Source organism: Pseudomonas sp. LBUM1657, assembly GCF_059716075.1.
The window spans coordinates 951,147-967,767 of the sequence record NZ_CP166799.1; the positions used below are offsets into that span (position 1 = coordinate 951,147).

General features: G+C 59.5%; 18 protein-coding genes. 4 read left to right on the forward strand and 14 right to left on the reverse strand.

Features of this window, described 5'->3' with window-relative positions; genetic code table 11:
• Positions 1-122: 122 nt before the first annotated feature.
• The 3 genes from yihG to ACA055_RS04300 are packed head-to-tail and all read right to left on the reverse strand — an operon-like array spanning position 123 to position 3,530.
• Entirely contained in the window at positions 123-1,031 is a 909-nt protein-coding gene (yihG, locus tag ACA055_RS04290) for a 1-acylglycerol-3-phosphate O-acyltransferase, YihG family (protein ID WP_497682501.1), read from the reverse strand.
• Entirely contained in the window at positions 1,032-3,131 is a 2,100-nt protein-coding gene (gene pta / locus ACA055_RS04295) for a phosphate acetyltransferase (RefSeq protein WP_497682502.1), read from the reverse strand.
• A gap of 60 nt (positions 3,132-3,191) precedes the next feature.
• Positions 3,192-3,530 (reverse strand): DUF3565 domain-containing protein, encoded by a 339-nt coding sequence (locus tag ACA055_RS04300; RefSeq protein ID WP_497682503.1) that lies wholly within the window; start codon positions 3,528-3,530, stop codon positions 3,192-3,194.
• Between ACA055_RS04300 and ACA055_RS04305 the strand changes: the two genes are divergently transcribed.
• From ACA055_RS04305 to ACA055_RS04315, 3 genes are all read left to right on the forward strand, one after another.
• Entirely contained in the window at positions 3,499-3,984 is a 486-nt protein-coding gene (locus ACA055_RS04305) for an FKBP-type peptidyl-prolyl cis-trans isomerase (RefSeq protein ID WP_008150718.1), read from the forward strand. The genes ACA055_RS04300 and ACA055_RS04305 overlap by 32 nt on opposite strands.
• Positions 3,985-4,107: 123 nt before the next feature.
• Positions 4,108-4,590: a glutathione peroxidase gene (locus tag ACA055_RS04310; protein ID WP_497682504.1), complete on the forward strand. Its 483-nt coding sequence runs from the start codon at positions 4,108-4,110 to the stop codon at positions 4,588-4,590.
• A gap of 156 nt (positions 4,591-4,746) precedes the next feature.
• Positions 4,747-5,850 (forward strand): NADH:flavin oxidoreductase, encoded by a 1,104-nt coding sequence (locus tag ACA055_RS04315; RefSeq protein ID WP_497682505.1) that lies wholly within the window; start codon positions 4,747-4,749, stop codon positions 5,848-5,850.
• 127 nt (positions 5,851-5,977) lie between these two features.
• Here ACA055_RS04315 and ACA055_RS04320 read toward each other — a convergent pair whose 3' ends face one another.
• Complete coding sequence (locus ACA055_RS04320) at positions 5,978-7,177, reverse strand: glycosyltransferase family 4 protein (RefSeq protein WP_497682506.1); 1,200 nt, start codon at positions 7,175-7,177, stop codon at positions 5,978-5,980.
• 40 nt (positions 7,178-7,217) lie between these two features.
• Positions 7,218-7,970: a sulfate transporter CysZ gene (gene cysZ / locus ACA055_RS04325; RefSeq protein ID WP_497682507.1), complete on the reverse strand. Its 753-nt coding sequence runs from the start codon at positions 7,968-7,970 to the stop codon at positions 7,218-7,220.
• Positions 7,971-8,284: 314 nt separating this feature from the next.
• Between cysZ and trxB the strand changes: the two genes are divergently transcribed.
• Positions 8,285-9,247, forward strand: a complete 963-nt coding sequence (gene trxB, locus ACA055_RS04330) for a thioredoxin-disulfide reductase (RefSeq protein WP_497682508.1) — start codon at positions 8,285-8,287, stop codon at positions 9,245-9,247.
• Between the two features lie 173 nt (positions 9,248-9,420).
• Here trxB and ACA055_RS04335 read toward each other — a convergent pair whose 3' ends face one another.
• The 9 genes from ACA055_RS04335 to folE form a co-directional block, all read right to left on the reverse strand.
• Entirely contained in the window at positions 9,421-10,704 is a 1,284-nt protein-coding gene (locus ACA055_RS04335) for an NAD(P)/FAD-dependent oxidoreductase (RefSeq protein ID WP_497682509.1), read from the reverse strand.
• 127 nt (positions 10,705-10,831) lie between these two features.
• On the reverse strand, positions 10,832-11,665 hold the full coding sequence (locus ACA055_RS04340) for a transporter substrate-binding domain-containing protein (RefSeq protein ID WP_497682510.1): 834 nt from the start codon (positions 11,663-11,665) through the stop codon (positions 10,832-10,834).
• 45 nt (positions 11,666-11,710) lie between these two features.
• A complete protein-coding gene (locus ACA055_RS04345; RefSeq protein WP_497684358.1) occupies positions 11,711-12,439 on the reverse strand; it encodes an amino acid ABC transporter ATP-binding protein in 729 nt (242 codons plus the stop codon).
• Between the two features lie 69 nt (positions 12,440-12,508).
• Entirely contained in the window at positions 12,509-13,483 is a 975-nt protein-coding gene (locus ACA055_RS04350) for an amino acid ABC transporter permease (protein ID WP_497682511.1), read from the reverse strand.
• Positions 13,484-13,614: 131 nt separating this feature from the next.
• Positions 13,615-14,865 (reverse strand): 2-aminoadipate transaminase, encoded by a 1,251-nt coding sequence (locus ACA055_RS04355; RefSeq protein ID WP_497682512.1) that lies wholly within the window; start codon positions 14,863-14,865, stop codon positions 13,615-13,617.
• 122 nt (positions 14,866-14,987) lie between these two features.
• On the reverse strand, positions 14,988-15,326 hold the full coding sequence (locus tag ACA055_RS04360) for a HopJ type III effector protein (protein ID WP_497682513.1): 339 nt from the start codon (positions 15,324-15,326) through the stop codon (positions 14,988-14,990).
• Entirely contained in the window at positions 15,319-15,615 is a 297-nt protein-coding gene (locus ACA055_RS04365; protein ID WP_497682514.1) for a DUF1244 domain-containing protein, read from the reverse strand. Before ACA055_RS04365 ends, ACA055_RS04360 begins: the two co-directional genes overlap by 8 nt.
• Positions 15,616-15,683: 68 nt before the next feature.
• Entirely contained in the window at positions 15,684-16,055 is a 372-nt protein-coding gene (folX, locus tag ACA055_RS04370; protein ID WP_105340102.1) for a dihydroneopterin triphosphate 2'-epimerase, read from the reverse strand.
• A 2-nt stretch (positions 16,056-16,057) separates the two neighbouring features.
• The gene (gene folE, locus ACA055_RS04375) at positions 16,058-16,618 is read right to left on the reverse strand and encodes a GTP cyclohydrolase I FolE (protein WP_497682515.1); all 561 of its coding nucleotides are present in this window, start codon (positions 16,616-16,618) and stop codon (positions 16,058-16,060) included.
• Positions 16,619-16,621 lie beyond the last annotated feature (3 nt).

Genomic DNA, 16,621 nt, shown 5'->3' on the forward strand with positions numbered 1-16,621 from the left:
GGTTTTTCATGTGCGCTGATATTCAAATGTGGGAGCGGGCTTGCTCGCGAATGCATTCTGTCATTCGACATTGATGTCAGCTGACACACCACGTTCGCGAGCAAGCCCGCTCCCACAAGGGATCAATATTGGCTTGGGAATTCGCGATGCATCTGCGCCAGCAACGCATCCTTGTCTTCCCACAGCTGATTGATCCAGCCCTGGAACTGCAATCGATACTCACCATCCTGATCGTAGTTCTTGCCGATGAACTGCGGCGGAATCTTCAGTTCCTGAAAGTGCACCACCACCTCCTTCACGTTCCCACAGAGCAGATCCCAGTAGCCGGGACGCCCGGCCGGGTAGTGAATGGTCACGTTGACGATCGCTTCGAGCTGTTCACCCATGGCGTCCAGCACAAACGCAATGCCGCCGGCCTTGGCCTTGAGCAGGTATTTGAACGGTGATTTCTGCTGGGCATGCTTGCCTTCAGTGAAGCGCGTACCTTCGACGAAATTGAAAATCCCCACCGGGTTATTGCGGAACTTGTCGCACGTCTTGCGCGTGGTTTCCAGGTCTTTGCCTTTCTTCTCCGGGTGCTTTTCCAGGTACGCCTTGGAGTAACGCTTCATGAACGGAAAGCCGAGTGCCCACCACGCCAGACCAATCACTGGCACCCAGATCAATTCCTGTTTGAGGAAGAACTTCAGCGGGCGAATCTTCCGGTTCAGCACGTACTGCAACACCATGATGTCGACCCAGCTCTGATGGTTGCTGGTGATCAGGTACGAGTGCTGATAGTCCAGGCTTTCGAGGCCGCTGAGCTTCCATCGGGTGTGCCCCAGCAGGTCCATCCAGGCCTTGTTGTTGCTGATCCAGGCTTCGTGGATGTGGCTCATCAGCCAGTCGGTGAAGCGCTGGGCGGCGGGGAAGGGCAGCAGCAGTTTGAAGATCGCGACAATGAACAAAGGTGTGCAGCAGAGGATCGTGTTCAGCGCCAACAGCAGCGAGGCAATCACGCCGCGCACGGGTGCAGGTAGAAAATCCAGCATTTAAAGATCCAGAGGTCGGTTGGCGGCTTGAATCGCGGTCAGCGCGATGGTGTAGACGATGTCGTCGACTTGCGCGCCGCGCGGCAAGTCGTTCACCGGTTTGCGCAGGCCTTGCAACATTGGCCCGAGGCTGACGCAGTCGGCGCTGCGCTGCACGGCCTTGTGGGTGGTGTTGCCGGTGTTCAGGTCGGGGAACACGAACACCGTGGCGCGACCGGCCACCTGGCTGTTCGGTGCAAGTTGTCTGGCCACGGATTCGTTCGCGGCGGCGTCGTACTGCAACGGGCCGTCGATCAGCAGCGAGTTCTGTTGTTCATGGGCGAGCAACGTGGCTTCGCGAACCTTCTCGACTTCTTCGCCACTGGCCGATTCACCGCTGGAGTAGCTGATCATCGCCACACGCGGAGTGATACCGAATGCGGCGGCGGAATCAGCGCTTTGCAATGCAATCTCGGCCAGTTCGGTGGCACTCGGGTGCGGGTTCATCACGCAGTCGCCGTAGACCAGCACTTCCTCCGGAAACAGCATGAAGAACACCGACGACACCAGCGTGCAGCCTGGCGCAGTCTTGATCAGTTGCAGGGCCGGGCGGATGGTGTTGGCGGTGGAGTGAATGACCCCGGACACGAGGCCGTCGACTTCATCCAGCGCCAGCATCATGGTGCCGATCACCACGGTGTCTTCCAGTTGCTGCTCGGCCATCGGCGCGTTGAGGCTTTTGCTTTTGCGCAGGGCAACCATCGGTTCGACGTAACGCTCGCGGATCAGGTCCGGGTCGAGGATCTCCAGCCCCGGCGGCAACTCGATGCCCTGGGCGCGGGCCACGGCTTCGACGTCCGCCGGTTTGGCCAGCAACACGCAGCGGGCAATGCCCCGCGCCTGACAGATCGCCGCGGCTTGCACGGTCAGCGGCTCGCTGCCTTCGGGCAGGACGATGCGCTTGTTGGCCGCCTGGGCACGCTGGATCAATTGATAGCGGAACACCGCCGGCGACAGGCGCATTTCCCGTGGCGTGCCGCAACGCTGATGCAGCCAGTTGGCGTCCAGGTGGCTGGCGACGAAGTCGGTGATGATTTCCGCACGCTCGCGGTCGTCGATCGGAATTTCCTTGTTAAGGCCGTTCAACTGGTTGGCGGTGTCGTAGGAGCCGGTGCTCACCGACAACACCGGCAGGCCGGCCTGCAAGGCGCCACGGCACAGGTCCATGATGCGTGGGTCGGGCAGGGTGTCGCTGGTCAGCAACAGGCCGGCCAATGGCACGCCGTTCATCGCCGCGAGACTGACGGCGAGAATGATGTCATCGCGGTCACCGGGCGTCACCACCAACACGCCAGGCTTGAGCAGCTCGACGGTGTTGCGCATGGTGCGGGCGCAAATAATGATTTTGGTCATGCGCCGGGTTTCGTAATCGCCGGCATTGAGCACCTGAGCGCCCATCAGATCCGCCACGTCCCGGGTGCGCGGCGCGTTCAGCTCCGGCTGGAACGGAATGCAACCCAGCAGACGGAAATCGCCACTGCGCAGCAACGGCGAGTGCTCTTTCAGGCGCGAGGCGAAGGCCTCCATGCTTTCGTCGGTCTTGACCTTGTTGAGGATCACGCCGAGGACCTTCGGGTCTTTCGGCCCGCCGAACAATTGCGCCTGCAATTCCACGCGGCCGGACAGTTCGGTCAGCACTTCGTTTTCCGGCGCCGACACCAGGATCACGTCGGCATCGAGGCTTTTGGCCAAATGCAGATTGACCCGCGCGGCGTAACTGGCGCTGCGGGTCGGGACCATGCCTTCGACGATCAGCACGTCTTTGCCGATGGCCGCTTGCTGATAAAGGGTGATGATTTCTTCGAGCAACTCATCGAGTTGACCGTCACCGAGCATCCGCTCGACATGGGCCAGGCCCAACGGCTGCGGCGGTTTCAAACCGTGGGTGCGGGCCACCAGTTCAGTGGAGCGTTCAGGGCCCGTGTCGCCTGGATGCGGCTGGGCAATCGGTTTGAAAAAGCCGACCTTGAGGCCGGCCCGCTCAAGGGTGCGTACCAGCCCGAGGCTGATGGAGGTCAGACCCACACCAAAGTCGGTGGGCGCGATAAAAAAAGTTTGCATGCGGATTCTCTAAGGGAGCATGGCAATGGCGATCATCTATAGCTGACGATCTACCGAAATTCAGTCGCCAAGGTTATCGCTAACCGAGCCTTGAGCGCACCAACCACAATCAAAGGGCTGGCCGATTTTTTCAAGACGTTGCACAGGGTCCAGCACCCAGGCCCGGGATTGCCACGGCGGCTGGTGGCGCAGGTGCTGAGTATGACCGCAGGAAAGCTCGGCCACCCAGTGCCCGTCCTCGTCCTGATGGAAGCCTGTGACCGTCGAGCCTTTTGTCGCACCCCGTCTGTCCGGGTTGTGTTCGCTTTCGGGCGATTGCTTCGCTAAACTTGGACATTCTTCATTCTTATGCAAAAGGTCTCGCCCCATGCTGATCGCCGCCAATAAGGCTGTCTCCATCGACTATACCCTGACCAACGACGCTGGTGAGGTCATCGACAGCTCCGCCGGCGGCGCGCCGCTGGTCTACCTGCAAGGCGCAGGTAACATCATCCCGGGCCTGGAAAAGGCTCTGGAAGGCAAAACAGTCGGTGACGAACTGACTGTCGCCGTAGAACCTGAAGATGCCTATGGCGAATACGCTGCCGAACTGGTCAGCACCCTGAGCCGCAGCATGTTCGAAGGCGTCGACGAACTGGAAGTGGGCATGCAGTTCCACGCTTCCGCTCCGGACGGCCAGATGCAGATCGTCACCATTCGCGATCTGGACGGCGACGATGTCACCGTCGACGGCAACCACCCGTTGGCGGGTCAGCGCCTGAATTTCCAGGTCAAGATCATCGACATCCGTGATGCCAGCCAGGAAGAAATCGCTCATGGTCACGTCCATGGCGAAGGTGGCCATCACCACTGATTTTCTGCGCTAAGCTCAGAGAACTGGAGAGGCGCCCGAGGGGCGCCTTTTTAGTCCGCGGCTGTCCCAGGCGACACCGCCAAGTGGCTGTTTCGAGAAGAACACGGGAATCTGGAGTTCGTCATGAGTGCTTTTCACGACCTTAAATTGACAGCCCTGGATGGTCAGGAGCTACCGCTGGCGCCCCTCAAGGGGCACGTCGTGCTTGTGGTCAACGTCGCCTCCAAATGTGGCTTGACCCCACAGTACGCGGCGCTGGAAAACCTCTACCAGCAATACAAGGACCAAGGCTTCAGCGTGCTGGGCTTGCCGTGCAACCAGTTTGCCGGGCAGGAACCGGGCACCGAGCAAGAGATCCAGGAGTTTTGCAGCCTTAACTATGGCGTGAGTTTTCCGTTGTCCAGCAAGCTGGAAGTCAACGGTCATGAACGTCATCAGTTGTACAAACTGTTGGCGGGCGAAGGCGCGGAATTTCCCGGCGACATTACCTGGAACTTCGAAAAATTCCTGTTGGGCAAGGATGGTCGCGTTTTGGCGCGGTTCTCGCCGCGTACGACGCCGGATGATCCGACTGTCATTCAGGCAATCGAAAAAGCGTTGAGTTGATCCACAAAAATCGCAGCCACCGAGCTGCGATTTTTTATGTCTGCCTTTTGACCCTTAATCACCGTAATCAATAGTGCTGTGCATCACCTGGCACTCCGCATATTATCGCCGTCATAAAATTTCCATCCCGTCGATATCGTTTTCGTGGAGTGCCCCATGCCTGTTAAAGCCCTGTTCAAACCGTTCCACCTCGGCACCCTCGAACTGCCGACCCGCGTCGTCATGGCGCCTATGACTCGTTCGTTTTCGCCGGGTGGCGTACCTAATTCCAAAGTGATCGAGTACTACCGTCGTCGCGCTGCGGCGGGTGTTGGCCTGATCATCACCGAAGGCACCACCGTCGGTCACAAGGCCTCCAACGGCTACCCGAATGTGCCGAACTTCTACGGTGAAGCGGCATTGGCCGGCTGGAAAAAAGTCGTCGACGCCGTCCACGCCGAAGGCGGCAAGATTGTTCCGCAACTGTGGCATGTCGGCAGCGTGCGCCGCATCGGCACCGAGCCGGATGCCAGCGTGCCGGGCTACGGTCCGTCGGAAAAATTGAAGGACGGTCAGGTCGTGGTTCACGGCATGACCAAACAGGACATCCAGGACGTGATCGCCGCGTTTGCGCAAGCCGCCAAGGATGCCCAGAGCATCGGCATGGATGGCGTGGAAATCCACGGCGCCCACGGCTATCTCGTCGATCAGTTCTTCTGGGAAGGCAGCAACCAGCGCACCGACGAATACGGCGGTAGCCTGGCCAATCGTTCGCGGTTCGCCATCGAATTGATTCAGGCGGTGCGTGCAGCAGTCGGCGAAGGCTTCCCGATCATCTTCCGTTTCTCACAGTGGAAGCAGCAGGACTACACCGCACGCCTGGTGCAAACCCCGGAAGCATTGGGCGAATTTCTCAAGCCGTTGTCCGACGCCGGCGTGGATATTTTCCACTGCTCGACACGCCGTTTCTGGGAGCCGGAGTTCGACGGTTCCGAGCTGAACCTGGCAGGCTGGACACGCAAACTCACCGGCAAGCCGACCATCACCGTGGGCAGCGTGGGTCTGGATGGTGAGTTCCTGCAGTTCATGGTCAACACCGACAAGATCGCACAACCGGCCAGCCTGGAAAAACTGCTGGAGCGTTTGAACAATGACGAGTTCGATCTGGTGGCGGTGGGACGTGCGCTGCTGGTCGATCCGGACTGGGCGCAGAAAGTGCGTGACGGTCGCGAGGAAGACATTCTGCCGTTCAGCCGTGAGGCGTTGATGACGCTGGTTTAAGCGGCGACTCGTCGGGCCTCTTCGCGAGCAAGCCCGCTCCCACATTCGATCGCATCTCCCTAAGAGAACTCGGTCAACTGTGGGAGCGGGCTTGCTCGCGAAGGCTGACTCCATGTCACCAAAAAATTCAGGATAAGGTCTGTGCACCAGGAACCACCTGCTCCCCAACACAAGCCCCCCGCAACTGCCCCTCAAACTGTTCGATAATCGCCGCCCACCCCTGACGGCTCGCATGCTGGCGCGCATTGAGCCGCACGCAACGCAAGGTTTCGTCCATCTCCAACAGCCACGCGGCTGCATCGCAGAACGCCTCTTCATCCCCCGGCATCGCCAGCACGCCGTTGTAGCCATGGCGAATATGCTGGGCCGCCGCAGCCTGATCGTAGGCCACCACACCCAGCCCCGAGGCCAGCGCCTCGAGCACCACATTGCCGAACGTCTCAGTCAGGCTCGGAAACAGAAACACATCCCCTGACGCATAGTGACTCGCCAAGGCTTCGCCGCGCTGCGAACCGCAGAAAATCGCTTCGGGCAGTTCCTGTTCCAGGGGCATTCGTTGCGGACCATCACCGACTACGATCAGTTTTATTGTCTTCTGTGGATAAGTCGCCTTGAGCCTGTCGAAACAACGCTTGAGCAAACCCAGATTTTTCTCCGGTGCGAGGCGTCCTACGTGAATGACGGCAATGTCGTTATCCTTCAAACCCCACTGTTCGCGCAGCGCCGGCAACCGTTTGGTCGGGTGAAACAACTGACTGTCGACCCCGCGAGAAAGCAACGCCAGGCGCTCGAAATTCCGGCGTTCCAGCTCCAGTCGCTGACTGACGCTCGGCACCAGCGTCAGGGTCGAGCGATTGTGAAACCAGCGCAGGTAGTGGGTCAGCAGGCGTGTCAGCAGCCCGAATCCGTATTGCCTGGAGTACTGCTGGAAATTGGTGTGAAAGCCGCTGACCACTGAAATCCCAAGTCGCCGTGCCGCGCGCAACGCAGACAATCCCAGTGGGCCTTCCGTGGCGATGTACAACACGTCCGGGCGATGACGCTTCCAGCGCCGCAACAGCTTGTGCATCGACGACTGACCCCATTGCAAACCGGGATAGCCCGGCAGCGGCCAGCCACGGCACAGCAACAACGTATCGTCACTGCCTGTCTGCGGGTCGCAAGCCTGGCGTGGCCGCACCAACTCCACCTGATGTCCGCGCGCGCGCAAACCGTCGCACAAACGGCCAAGGGTATTGGCCACGCCATTGATTTCGGGAGGGAAGGTTTCGGTGATCAGGGTGATATGCAGAGCTGTCGTCATGACCTCAGTGTCGGCTGAGGCCATGTCGTCATTGTGGCGTTTCGATGATGGATTTGTGACCGGCTCAGCGTTGCGTCACCAGGTTTTCCGCGCCGCGTTCGCGCACCCAGAATAACGTCGCCCCGGCCACGGCGGCCGGCATCATCAGGATGTTGACCACTGGAATCAGCAGCACCAGATAAACGCTGCCGCCGAAGCTCATGCTCTGCCAGCGCTTTTCGCGCAGCCAGGCGAGCATCTCGTTCCAGCCCAGTTTATGGTTGTCCGCCGGGTAGTCGATGTACTGGATCGCCATCATCCACACACCGAACAGCAGCCACAACGGCGCCGCAATAATGTTCACCACCGGGATGAACGAGAGGATGAACAGCCCGATTGCGCGGGGCAGGAAGTAGCCGAGTTTGCGCATTTCCCGGGCCAGGGTCCGCGGGATCATGGCGATCAGTTCGCCCCAACTGAACGCCGGGAAGTCGTCGGTGCCACGCACCACCACTTCGACTTTCTCCGCGAGGAAGCCATTGAACGGCGCGGCGATGATGTTGGCGAGCATGGTGAAGGTGAAGAACACCATCAACACCACCAGCACGACAAAAATCGGCCAGAGGACGTAATTGAGAAAACTCAGCCAGTCGGGCAGGGAAGGCATCAGCGTATCGACCCACAGGCTGAATTGATGGCTGGCCAGATAGATCAATCCGACGAACAGCACCAGATTGATTGCCAGCGGCAACAACACGAACAAACGCAGGCTGGGAGTCAGGACCAACTTGAGGCCTTCGCGCAGGTATTGCGGGCCGGACAGAACGGGGGCGGGCATATCGTGCTCCGAGCAGAGGGAAAACGCGCCGACCTTACCGGCTTTGCCCCATGGGCGAAAGCGCGGTAGCGACATCGACATTAACTGTAACAAAGGCGTCTAAATATTCATCGTCACGGGATAGAGACCGCCTATGAGCTGGATTGTTAAACCGTATTTCCTTAATCTTCGCCCCCTCGATACGCTGCACCCAATCTTTTACAGGACTGTCGAGCTCAAGCCTTCCCCAAGTGCTTTCAACGGTCCTTTTTTATTCCCGCCGGTAACTCGGCGTTCCGCGCCAGGTGTTCCGGGCCGGTTTACAGGAGCAGGTCATGTCTGAAGTCCGTCATTCGCGAGTGATTATTCTCGGTTCCGGCCCTGCCGGTTACAGCGCCGCGGTCTATGCCGCCCGTGCCAACCTCAAGCCACTGCTGATCACCGGCATGCAGGCCGGTGGTCAACTGACCACCACCACCGAAGTCGACAACTGGCCGGGCGACGTCCACGGCCTGACCGGCCCGGCGTTGATGGACCGCATGAAAGAGCACGCCGAGCGCTTTGAAACCGAGATCGTTTTTGATCACATCAATGCCGTGGACTTCGCCGCCAAGCCGTACACCCTGACTGGTGACAGCGCGACTTACACCTGCGACGCGCTGATCATCGCCACCGGCGCCAGCGCTCGTTACCTGGGCCTGCCGTCGGAAGAAGCGTTCATGGGCAAAGGCGTTTCGGCCTGCGCGACCTGCGACGGTTTCTTCTATCGCAACAAGCCAGTCGCCGTGGTCGGTGGTGGTAACACGGCTGTGGAAGAAGCGCTGTACCTGGCCAACATCGCCAGCACGGTGACCCTGATCCACCGTCGCGAAACCTTCCGCGCCGAGAAGATCCTGATCGACAAGCTGAATGCCCGGGTTGCCGAAGGCAAAATTATCCTGAAGCTGAACGCGAACCTGGACGAAGTCCTGGGCGACAACATGGGCGTGACCGGTGCCCGCCTGAAGAACAACGACGGCAGCTTCGACGAGCTGAAAGTCGACGGCGTGTTCATCGCCATCGGCCACACCCCGAACACTTCGTTGTTTGAAGGTCAGCTGACGTTGAAAGACGGTTATCTGGTCGTGCAGGGCGGCCGTGACGGCAACGCCACTGCCACCAGCCTCGAGGGTATCTTCGCCGCCGGTGACGTGGCTGACCACGTTTACCGCCAGGCCATCACCTCGGCCGGCGCCGGCTGCATGGCGGCACTGGATGCCGAGCGTTACCTCGACGATCTGCAGAACGCTTCGTTCTGATTGCGTATCGATGAAAAAACCGGCCTCGGCCGGTTTTTTTGTGCCCGCAGAAAAGCCCGATCAACTCTGTGGGAGCGAGCCTGCTCGCGAAAGCGGTGTGTCAATCGACATCTATGTTGAATGATAAATCGCTTTCGCGAGCAGGCTCGCTCCCACAGGGGAGTGTGGCGCCGTCAGCCTTTTAGCCGTTCCTGGACAAAATCCATGACCTTCAACGATTGATAGATGGCATTGGCGGCAACGCGACCGAACGGCCCGCCATTCCAGTCCAGCAAGTACGGTTTGAACAACTCATAACGCTTACTTTCCCCGCACACCGCTTCGGCGATCACCCGGCCGCCAATCGAGCCGGTGTTCAAGCCATGACCACCAAACGACGTGCAGGCCCAGACGCCCGGCTCCAGCAATCCCAGGTTGGGCATTTTATTGGTGGAATAGCCCATCAGGCCGGACCAGGCCAGCTCGATCTTGACCGGGGCCAGTTGCGGATAAACCGCGACCATGTCCGCCTTGAGCATTGCCGCTAGGGCGGTTTCGTTCTGCTCGTTACGGGTGGTGATGCGTCCTCCCCAAAGCAGGCGATCGCCTTCGACGACGCGGTAATAGTCCGAGGCGCGGCGGTCATCGGAGAACGCGGCGCTGGAGTCGAGGACGTTTTTGATCGAGTCGCCCAAGTGTTCGGTCAACACCACGTAGGTCGCGATGGGCAGGTAGGCGCGGCTGAGTTTTTGCAGCTCTCGCCCGCCGTAACCGCCGGCGCAGAACACCAGGTCCTGGCTGCGCACGGTGCCGTGAGCCGTCTGGACAATTTTGTCGGCGCCTTCGCGATGCCAGGCCAGCATTTTTGATTGTTCGAAAATCTTGCCTCCGGACGCTTCGATGGCAAGGGCCAGTCCCAGGCAATAATTCAGCGGGTGGAAGTGCATGGCGTTGGGATCTTCGACACCCTGGAAATAGCGCAGGGTGTGGGCGCGTTCGCGGACGTGGGCGGTGTCGAGGAAGTTGAGCTCATAGCCGAAGTCGCGGCGCATCGTGTCGATGTGGTTTTTCACGCCAGCGCTGTCGTCGTAGCGCTTGACCTGAATCGTGCCAGCGGACGGATTGCAGCCGGTCAGGTCTAACTCGGCGATATTGCGGCGGACAATCTCCACGCCCTCGACCGACATCTGAAAGAGTTCTTTGGCGTGTTCCAGTCCCAGTTTTTTGCGGATCGCCCCCGACCCTTCAGCCCAGCCCGGCGAGACCACGCCGCCATTACGGCCGGACGCGCCCCAGGCGACCTGGTGGCTTTCGAGGATGATCACACGCTTGCCGCGTCGGGTCAGTTCCAGGGCGGCGGTGAGGCCGGCGATGCCGGCGCCGATGATGCAAACGTCGCAGGTTTCTTCGGTGCGCAGCTCGGTCCTGGCAGCGCGGGGCAGCGAGGTTTGGGAGTACCAGGTCGTGGGGAAGGACATGCTCAATCCTTGAAGAGTTACCTTTTGTGGGAGCGAGCCTGCTCGCGAAAGCGGTGTGACAGTCAACATTGATATCGACTGATCCGGCGCATTCGCGAGCAGGCTCGCTCCCACAGGGTTCGAGTGGTTATTTGATGGTCGAGTAGTCGACGCCGTACCACTTGTCCGACAGCTTGGTCAGCGTGCCGTCCTTGTGCATGTCGCCAATGATTTCGCTCAGTTTGGCCTTCAGTTCCGCGTCACCCTTGTCGGTGGCAATGGCCAGGGGTTCATAGAACGCCACCGCGTTGTCGACGGCCCGCAACGGATAACCCTTCTTCACCGCTGCATCCAGTGTGCTGCGTTGCGTGAGGATGGCGTCCAGACGAGCACCGTCACCCAGGCGCAGGTCGTCCAGCGGTCCGACGGAACCGGCGTACGTCTTCATTTTCTGGGTCTTTACGTCGTAGACGACTGGGGGCACATCCGTGGTTTCAATGGCCAGTGCCTGATTCAGGAAGTCCTCGGACGTGGTGCCGCCTTCGACGCCGATGGTCTTGCCATTGAGTGCTTTATGGTCCGTCACCGTGGATTTGTCGTGCACCGCAAACACGTAAGGCACGTAGTAATAGGTCGCCGGGAAATCAAGAATCCGTGCACGACTTTTGGTCGCGGTCATCGAACCCACGGACATGTCCCAGCGCCCGTTCCACTTGCCCGCAGTGATCACGTCCCAATCGGGAGTGATGAACTTGACCTCGACGCCGAGACGCTTGGCGATCTCCTTGGAAACGTCGATATCAAACCCGTCGATTTCATTCTTGTCGTTGATGAAGCCTTGGGGTGGCCAGGTCGCCGAGGTGGCGACGGTCATCGTTTTACTGCTCTGGATTTTGTCCAGTACGGCTCCGGCGTTGGCAGCGCCGACGAACAACAGCGACATGGCGGCTGCGAGGGTTAGTACGTGTTTTTTACTGAGCATGTTCATCTCCACTTCTCGTTATTGTTATGCGGGGTAAATCTGTTCTCAGTGACCGATGATCTGCGACAGGAATTGCTGCGCGCGTTCGGTCTGTGGGTTGTTGAAAAACTCGGTGGGGGTGGCTTGTTCGATGACCTGGCCCTGGTCCATGAACAGCACGCGGTCGGCGACCTTGCTGGCAAAACCCATTTCGTGGGTCACGCAAATCATGGTCATGCCGTCGGTGGCCAACTCGCCCATCACGTCCAGCACTTCGTGGACCATTTCCGGGTCCAGGGCCGAGGTCGGCTCGTCGAACAGCATCACTTTGGGTTTCATGCACAGCGCCCGGGCAATCGCCACGCGTTGCTGCTGGCCGCCGGACAGTTGCGAAGGGTACTTGTCGGCATGCTCGGCAATGCGCACTCGCTCCAGGTAAATCTGAGCGCGTTTTTTTGCCTCAGCGGAGGACACGCCTTGCACCAATTGCGGGGCCAGGGTCAGGTTGTCCATCACGCTCAGATGCGGGAACAGGTTGAAGCTCTGGAAGACCATGCCGATTTCCCGGCGCACCGCACTGACACTTTCGGCCTCGCTGGTGAGGGTGATGCCGTTGACCTGAATGTGACCTTTCTGGAAATTTTCCAGGTGGTTGATGCAGCGAATCATCGTCGACTTGCCTGAGCCCGAAGGCCCGCACACCACCAGGATTTCGCCGGTGGCGACGTTCAGGTCGACATCGCGCAACGCGTGAAAATCGCCGTACCACTTGTTCAGGCCGGTGATGGAAATCATTGAAGGGCTGGTTTGCGCGGCAGGCGCAAGCTCGAGTTGCTCAGCAGTATTGGTTCGAGTCATCACGCATCAACCCCTTGCAATGGATCGGTTGACCCGTTTTTCGATCCGCGCCTGCACCCGTTCGAGGATGAACGACAGGGCCCAGTAAATCATCGCGGCAGTGATCAGCATTTCCAGGTGGCGGAAGTCAGCGCGGCCCTGGGTCTTGGCCAGGTACATCAGTTCCCAGACGCCGATTACCGACACCAGCGAACTGTCCTTGAGCATGGCGATGAACTGATTGCCGGTGGGCGGGATGATCACCCTCAAGGCTTGCGGCATGATCACCCGGCTCAGGGTCTTGAAAGGGTTGATGCCCAGAGCCCGTGAAGCTTCCCACTGGCCCACTGGAATGCTCTGGATACCCGCACGGAAAATCTCGGTCATGTAGGCGCCGTAGCACAGCGACAACGCGAGGATGCCGGCCGGCACCGCGTCGACCACATAACCCAGTTGTGGCAGTCCCAGGTAAATCAGGTAGATCTGGATCAGCAGCGGCACACCTCGAAAGAACGAGGTGTAGAACGAGGCGATGGCGTTGGCCAGGCCGTTGTTCGACAGCTTGGCTACGGCACCGATCAAGGCCAGCACGAAGGCAATCACAATCGCCACGGCGGAGATGTACAGCGTGGTCGCCGCGCCCTGGATGATCAGGAAACCAATCTTGTCGAAGATGAAACTGTAGGAGAGGTCGAAGGTGTCGAAAAAGGCCAGGAACAGGATCAGCAACTCGATCCAGACCACGGTAGTTTGCACCCTGAACTTCAAGCGTCCGAGGACGTGGAAGTTCAGCGTGCCCAGCGCGGCAATCGCCAGGCCGATGGCGATATTGCGTGCGGTGAGGCTGTCCGGGGCATTGCCCAGCAAGGGATGCAGAACATGGCTAAGGGCGCTGTTGCCCAGGTTCATCAGGTAGGAGGCGAGGAACAGCACCACGGCCACGCCAAGCAGGAATTGAGGATCATTGGACTTTTTCTTATAAATTATATTGTCGTGATACATGACGGCCTCAGGCTTGTAGGTGGCAGTGATCTCGCTGGGTAAAAGGGGTATTTGGTCAGTATTGCGACGCAAAATCCGGGACTACAAGCGAACATAATTCGCTATGTCAGTCCCGGATCGCAGTTTGCTTGTCAGGAAAGCTTCGCCAGGCAGGCCTCAAGGATATCCAGCCCTTCCTCCAGCACAGCCGCCTCGGTGGTCAGTGGCGCGAGCAACCGAATGATGTGTCGCGATTTGCCGCTGGGCATCAGCAGCAATCCCGCGTCTCGGGCCAGGCTCAGCAATTGCGTGAGTTGTGCCGATGCTGGTGTGCCGTCGGCATGGGTCAGCTCGATGCCGCGCATGGCACCGACGCCGGTCAGGCGGCCCAGGAACGGTGAAAGCTTGCTGGCGCGCCAGGTTTCGTAGCGGCTGACAATCGCTTCTTCCTGTTGCGCACCCCAGGCTTGCAGGTGGGCGTCAGTCATTTCGTCCAGGGTCGCCAGTGCGGCGGCGCAGGCGATGGGGTTGCCCGAATACGTCCCGCCCAATCCGCCTTTGGGCAAGGTGTCGAGCAGCGACTTGCGCCCGACCACCGCACCCAGCGGCACGCCGCCGGCAATGCTTTTGCCCAGCAGGATCAGGTCCGGTTCAATGCCCAGTCGCGAGAACGCAAAACGCTGGCCGGTGCGACCGAAGCCGGACTGGATTTCATCGGCAATCAGCAGAATGTTTTTCTCGTCACAGAAACGCCGCAGCGCCTGGGCGAACTCCACGTCCATTGCCAGGAAGCCGGCTTCGCCCTGCACAGGTTCGACGATGAAACAGGCCACGTCATCGACGTCGATCTCGACGCTGAACAAGCGCTCCATGGCTTTCAGGGCTTCGGCGCAGCTCACACCGTTGTCCTTGCTGGGGAACGGCAGGTGGAACACCGGCCCCGGCAAGATGCCGACTTTTTGTTTGTAGGGCGCGACTTTGCCGTTGAGGTTGAGGGTGGCCAGCGTGCGACCGTGGAAGGCACCGTCGAAGGCGATGACCGCTGTGCGTCCGGTCGCGCCTCGGACGATCTTCAACGCGTTTTCCGCCGCTTCCGCACCGCTGTTGGTGAGCATGCCGCTGACCGGGTAATCCACCGGAATAAACGCGGCGAGGCGATCCATGAAGTCGATGTAGGGCACATGCGGGGCAGCGTTGAACGCGTAGTGGGTCAGCCGGGTGGCTTGTTCGCGAATGGCCTCGACGATGCGCGGATGGCAATGGCCGAGGTTCAGTACTCCGATGCCGCCGACAAAATCGATGTAGCGTTTGCCATCGGTGTCCCAGACCTCGGCATTTTTGCCGTGGCTGAGCGTGACGGGGTGAACGATGTTGATCGACCGACTGATGGTTTCGCTGCTCATGGATGACCGACTCTGAAGAAGGGATGCTTCTTTTTATCTAAGCCGTGAGCAGCGGTGCCCGGCAAACGAAATAAAGTTGCCGGGTCAATCTTAAAAGTCGGGATGTGTTTTTTGTTGTGGGATTACCGGCGAGTCAGCGGCTGTTGAGCGAACTTCACACCGGCCAGACCGTGTGCAATCAACGCGCGGATATTGCCGTGATCGCTGCCCTTGGGTGTCGCCACCACCGAGCGGTAGTGCTCGCCGAACGCCAGCAGCGCTTCTTCATCGCTCAAGCCTTCCAGCAGCGCCAGACCCAAGGTCTTGCACGAACCTTCGTTCTGCCCGGCGGCGTTTTCCACGCCACCGTTGTTGAACGCCTGGGGCTGATAATCGTAACCGGCGGCAATGAAGGCCAGGGTGTCGGCAAAAACGTGTTCGCCGCTCTTGAGGCTGGCGCGCAGGGTATTCAAATCACTCATTGGGTTTTCCTTTGGCGAACGCCGCTTGTTGGTCGGCGCTGGCTTCTTGCTGGTATTGGGCTTTCCACTCGGCGTACGGCATGCCGTAGACGACTTCGCGGGCGTCATCGAGGCTGACGTCGATCTGGCGTTCATCAGCCGCGGCCTTGTACCACTTGGACAGGCAGTTGCGGCAGAAACCGGAGAGGTTCATCAGGTCGATGTTCTGCACGTCCTTGCGGCTGTCCAGATGGGCTACCAGCCGACGGAAGGCGGCGGCTTCAAGTTCGAGGCGTTGTTGATCGTTCATGATGGGCTCTGTGCAATCAAATCGTGGCGCGGATGATAAAAGCCTGGCGACCAATGCGCCAGACGCGGTCAGCGGCTTGCTGCAAGCGTTATCGACACCGACTCGGCGAAGCGCAGGGCATGAGGCTTGTCGACTTCCACTTCGGCATACAGCACCGACTCGTTGGCCATGACCAGGTCCAGCAGCTCCTGGGTCAGACGCTCGAGCAGGGCAAAGCGATTGCCCTCCACGTGGGCAATGATTGCCTTGGTGATGGTTCGGTAATTGAGCGCGTGATCGATGTCGTTGTCACGCACCGCGTCCTGGGCCGCATACAGAATGGTGAGGTTGATCAGCACATCCTGCTTGTTGAGGATTTCATCCTCGTTGATCCCGATGAAGGTCCGTAGGCACAGGTCCTTGACTCGGATGCGTGCCATTCCTGGTTGAAGTTGTGGCATTACTACTTGCTCCGTCCAATCAATTGCAGGAACTCCTGACGGGTGTTGCTCGACTCGCGGAAGGCGCCGAGCATCACCGAGGTGTTCATGGTCGAATTCTGTTTCTCGACGCCGCGCATCATCATGCACATGTGCTTGGCTTCGATGACCACCGCGACACCGGCGGCGTCAGTCACCTGTTGCACCGCCTCGGCGATTTGTCGGGTGAGGTTTTCCTGGATTTGCAGGCGGCGGGCAAACATGTCCACCAGTCGCGCAATCTTCGACAGGCCCAGCACCTTGCCTGTTGGAATATAAGCCACATGGGCCTTGCCGATGAAGGGCAGGATGTGATGCTCGCACAGCGAGTAGAGTTCGATGTCGGCGACGATGATCATCTCGTCGGTGTCCGAGGCAAACAGCGCGCCGTTGACGATTTCTTCGACACTCTGCTCGTAGCCATGGCAGAGGTACTGCATCGCTTTGGCGGCGCGTACCGGGGTGTCACGCAGGCCCTCGCGGTCGGGGTTTTCACCGAGGCCAATAAGGATCTCGCGATAGTTCTGGGGCAGGGATAACGTCATGGA